Here is a 4,530-nt window from a genome sequence, read left to right as displayed (position 1 = left end):
CCAGACCCCTGACAGAAGGGGGCGCCCCTAGGAAGGGGCAGGCCCATCAGAATGGGCACCCCCTCTGGACTCCCTTTTTCCAGCATCCCGTTAGGCCTTGTTTACTTCGACGAGTGCCGTCTTCAGTATGGCCGCGCCACCTGGTGAATAAACATCATCGGTAACAGTATTTGTACAACCGCCGCGGTCGATACCCTCGTCGTCCGGATTGAACCAGGCGCCTTCATAGATGCAGATGACGCCGGGGATAATGCGCCGGGTAACCCAGGCCTTGATAACCAGTTTACCGCGGTCATTGAATACATAGACCTCTTCACCGTCCCGGATACCCCGGGGTTCGGCGTCGGCGGGATTAATCCACATCACGTGGGGGTCTACCTCGACCAGCCAGTCCACGTTCTGGAGAGTGGAGTGGACCCTCACCCGCGGATGCGGCGTGAGGAGCTGGAGCGGGTACTTTGCTGCCAGCGGGTTGTATCTGTCTTCCCGCCCGTCTGCGATATACTTCGGAACGGGTGGAGTGTGCGGGTCGTCAAGGTCCGCCAGTCGCTGTGAGAATATCTCTATCTTGCCCGATGGTGTGCTAAACGGATTGTTCTCAGGGTCTTCAATCTGGGCCTTGAAAGCAATATACGGTTCATCAATTTTTACGCGGTGTATAGCTTCCCGCTTGAACTTATCGTAGTCGGTGATGTGCTGCTGGTACTCCGGGTTCGTAGCGATGAATGTACGCAGCCATTCGTCTTCAGTCTTGTCGTTGAAGTCCTCGAAGCCCAGCTTCTCAGCGAGCAGGTTGCCGATTTCCCAGTCAGTTTTGCACTCACCCATCGGTTCGATTACCTGGTTGGCGTAGGTGAAATAGGGTCCGGAGGGCCACGGCCGGGTGAGGTCGTTCTTCTCGGCGAAGGTCTTCACCGGCAGGACAATATCCGCATATCTGGCCGTCGGAGTCAGGAAGATATCCTGGACGGCGAGGAACTCCAGGCCCTTCAGTGCCCTGACGCCCTTGTTGGCGTTGCCGCGCTGGTTCAGCGGATTACCACCGGCAAACCAGGCCGCCTTGATATCGGCGGGGTAGCCGCCGGCGGTACCCTCCAGGAAGCCGTCCCAGATTTTATTAACATGGATGCGGCGCACCAGGCGGAGGTTGATATCCAGTGTTCCACGGATGGATGGGCCGCCGGCCTCAGTGGGGTTTCTCATGCCGGGTACTCCGGCGGAACGGAACATGTGCCCGTAGGGGATGCCCATCAAGCCGCCGCAGGCGCTGCCACCCGGTTTCCCGATGTTGCCCGTCATCGTCGTCAGGGTAATGGCGCAACGGTTGTACTGCTCTCCGTAGGCAGCCCGTGCCGGTCCCTGGCAGTCCATGAGACAGGCCGGTTTGGTGGTGGCGTACTGTCGTGCCAGGTCTACAATACGCTGTGCCGGTACTCCGCAGATTGCCTCTGCCCAGGCAGGGGTCTTCTCGACGCCGTCCTCTATACCGAGGACATATTCACTGAACTTGTCGAACCCGACGGAGTACTTATCGAGGAAAGCCTGGTCTTGCAGGTTTTCTTTGATAATGACATTGGCCATGGCAGCCATCATGGCGGCATCTGTCCCCGGTATTATGGGAATCCACTCTGCGGCCAGGGTAGCGGCGGAATCATGGTACCGTGGGTCGATTGAGATGATGGGAATGCCGGCCTCCCTTGCCTTGGTGAGGTTGTAGATAGTGTCCGTACCGGAGACCATCCTTACCGGGTCCCATCCCCACAGTATGATGAGTTTGGAATTGAGCAAGTCCTCCCGGCTGTGGCCAACCATGACGTCGCCGTAGGATGACATTACTGCCCACACGGCACCTTCTGACGAGATATTGCCGTAGCTGGAGGTAAAACCTCCGAACATGGATAGTGCTTTGCGGAGGGAGCCGGCACTGTGCAGGGCGCCCAGGTGACCGCCACCGCCGAGGAAGAAAGCGCTGTTGCCATAGATTTCCTTGATGCGAGTCAGCTCACGGACAATGGTGTCCATGGCCTCGTCCCATGAAATCCGCTCGAACTCGCCCTTGCCTCTCTCACCAACCCTCTTCATGGGATACAGGAGCCGGTCCGGGTGGTAAATCCAGTGGCGGTAGGCCCGGCCTCGCCAGCAAGCCCTGAGCTGGTTTTCCTCATCCTCGTAGTCGTCGCCTTCGATTCTGGTTATCACGCCATCCTTGACGTGGACCCGGAGCGGGCAGCGCCCGCCGCAATCGAAGGCAGAGGTACAGAGGACAATGTGCTCGCCATCGGCCAGACTGGTTTCTTGCGTGCTCATATCCACCTCCTTGCAGATAGGTGTAACCGGTAATTCTTACAGTATTCTAACTGTCTTTACTAACGAGGTCAACATCACCGGGGGGGAGGGATTGAGCGCCACTGGGAAGTGGCGCGCCACTGGGAAGTGGCGTACCACTGGAGAAAGTGGCGCGTTCGCATGAGGAGGAGATTGAGCGCCACTGGGAAGTGGCATGATTATTTTCTCGCCGCACGACATGGACTTTAAGACCGGCACCATATTCTGTATAATCAATGGGTAGGCAACGAATGCCAGCCACTAACAGACACTGCCGGGGGTGATTGATGGGAGATATAAAGAGCGCTCGCGAGATTGCCATGGAGAAACTCGCCGGACTGGATGCGACTACCGAGGAGGAGCGCTTGCAGTGGAAGTTCGTTCCCAGGGGGCAGGAACTGGCCGTCAGGTATCTCAAAGAGGACTGTAACCTGATAGCCGAGCTTGCCGAATACAGTGAGGAAGAGAGGAAGTACATTGTTCAGGGTGCTGGCGAAGTCCTGCTAAGAAACATTGGTCTGCCCACGAACGATGCTGCCAGGCGAACCAATAAGCATGTAATGGACGGCTTCAAGCTGCTCAAGAATGATAAGGCGAGTGTGGAGAATGTTTACAGTCTTATAAGGCAAATCTTCAGTCATTACACCGAGCAGGGAGAACAGCAGCGAAAGCAGGCCTACGAGCAACTGAAGACGCAGTTCGCAGCCAGAATGCAGCAGGCAGCCCAGCAGCAGTATGGTACGGCAATGAGAATTCGTGATGATTTCGAACGGCATCCACAGTTCCAGGAGGAATGGCGTAAGGTACTGACGCAACTGGACAGGCCATATCTTCAGAACCTGACTGAATATCGGAGCGAGCTACAGAGTATTCCCTGAGAATTAGCAGGACAGGAGATTTCCGGGAACCGACTATGGATATCAATGACGAGAGGATTCGGGACGCTGTTGAACGTACCGAGGTGTTGCGGGCACCACGGCAGGCCCTGTTTACCTTCGGAAGGACCAGTATCTACTACTACCTTATTACGGAACCGGCTTATGCCGACCTGATAGGCGGTTCTATCGAGACTGTGATAAGAGAGGGCAGGGTTCTGGCAGAAAAACCGAAGATTGTCACGCCTCACTATCTTAGCGGGTTGGAGGGCTTCAGCACCGATGCCCGGAAGTACTTCGACGCCATCATCGAGAGCTACGGCCCGAACATCCCGGGGCTGCTCTACACTTACCGGAACGAACCAAAAGAGCTCAATATTGTTTCCAATGACTGGAAAGCGGTAGTTGACAAGCTGAATGCCGAGATTGACCGGCGGGGTGACCCGCTGGCGGCCATCATCAAAGGGTCTGACGAGCTATGGGATGTATCCCTGGTGAAGTTCATATTCGAGATGACCCAGCGTTCCGTAGGCACCAACCTGGGGGAGATGGGCTCCAGGGGTCTTCTCAGAATGGACACCAAAGGCGTCCCTGCTGATGCCCGGCTCAGGATTGAGGGGCTATTCACACAGGTCTCACGCGGCGAGATTGCCCCCGCTGTTCTCAAAGAGGAATTAGACCGATGGGACCTCTATGAAGAGTACGAGGACAGGTTCCTCGGTATCTTCCGTAAGTAGTGGCAAAGGAGGCAACTTCGGACCGTGGAAATTACAACAATTGAGGCCAGAGACCTGTCCGAGGCATGGTTCCTCTGTCTGGGTAAGACTCTTGCTCAGGGCCGCGAGTACACAATAGACCGGGGCAGCTACGCCGGGGAGCGGCGTAAGGAGCTTGACCTGGTGGTCATTCAGGTCCACTACCCCGGGACAAGGCCGCTGGTACCCGATGTGCCGCAGGGAGTCCCACCTCCAACCACGATGGACTACATAGAGAGCTACCTCCCTTACCTGATGACGGCGCACAAGGCAGAAGGGGAGCAGTATACCTACGGCCAGTACCTGGAGAAGCAGATTGACGAGGTCATCCGGATGTACCGGGAGGACGGTCACAACACCAACCAGGCCTTCATGGCCGTGGGGGACGCCCAATCAGTCTACCTGTCCGACCCGCCCTGCCTCAGGGCAGTGGATACCAGAATCCGTGATGGCCGGCTGTGCTTTGTGGTCTATTTTCGTTCCTGGGACCTCTGGGCCGGTTTCCCCTCCAACCTTGCCGCTCTCCAGCTGCTCAAGGAGTACATGGCCAGCGAGATAGGTGTTGCCGACGGTGA

The 4,530-nt window shown here is 56.7% G+C and carries 4 protein-coding genes; 3 read left to right on the top strand and 1 reads right to left on the bottom strand.

From position 1 onward, the window contains the following. Positions 1–90 precede the first annotated feature (90 nt). Complete coding sequence (locus VMW13_00660) at positions 91–2,307, bottom strand: molybdopterin-dependent oxidoreductase (GenBank protein ID HUV43318.1); 2,217 nt, start codon at positions 2,305–2,307, stop codon at positions 91–93. A 305-nt stretch (positions 2,308–2,612) separates the two neighbouring features. Between VMW13_00660 and VMW13_00655 the strand changes: the two genes are divergently transcribed. From VMW13_00655 to VMW13_00645, 3 genes are all read left to right on the top strand, one after another. Continuing rightward, positions 2,613–3,203, top strand: a complete 591-nt coding sequence (locus tag VMW13_00655) for a hypothetical protein (GenBank protein HUV43317.1) — start codon at positions 2,613–2,615, stop codon at positions 3,201–3,203. Between the two features lie 35 nt (positions 3,204–3,238). Next, entirely contained in the window at positions 3,239–3,937 is a 699-nt protein-coding gene (locus VMW13_00650) for a hypothetical protein (protein HUV43316.1), read from the top strand. A 24-nt stretch (positions 3,938–3,961) separates the two neighbouring features. Continuing rightward, a partial coding sequence (locus VMW13_00645; GenBank protein HUV43315.1) for a thymidylate synthase occupies positions 3,962–4,530 on the top strand: 569 nt, incomplete at its 3' end.

Source organism: Dehalococcoidales bacterium (assembly GCA_035529395.1).
GTDB lineage: Bacteria > Chloroflexota > Dehalococcoidia > Dehalococcoidales > Fen-1064 > DUES01.
Note: the sequence above shows the minus strand (reverse complement) of the source record. Positions and strands in the feature narration are given on the sequence as shown.

Bases quoted from the DNA above. Each gene is read 5' to 3' on its own strand.
- VMW13_00660 (HUV43318.1), bottom strand. From the start codon at position 2,307: ATGAGCACGCAAGAAACCAGTCTGGCCGATGGCGAGCACATTGTCCTC.
- VMW13_00650 (HUV43316.1), top strand. From the start codon at position 3,239: ATGGATATCAATGACGAGAGGATTCGGGACGCTGTTGAACGTACCGAG.
- VMW13_00655 (HUV43317.1), top strand. From the start codon at position 2,613: ATGGGAGATATAAAGAGCGCTCGCGAGATTGCCATGGAGAAACTCGCC.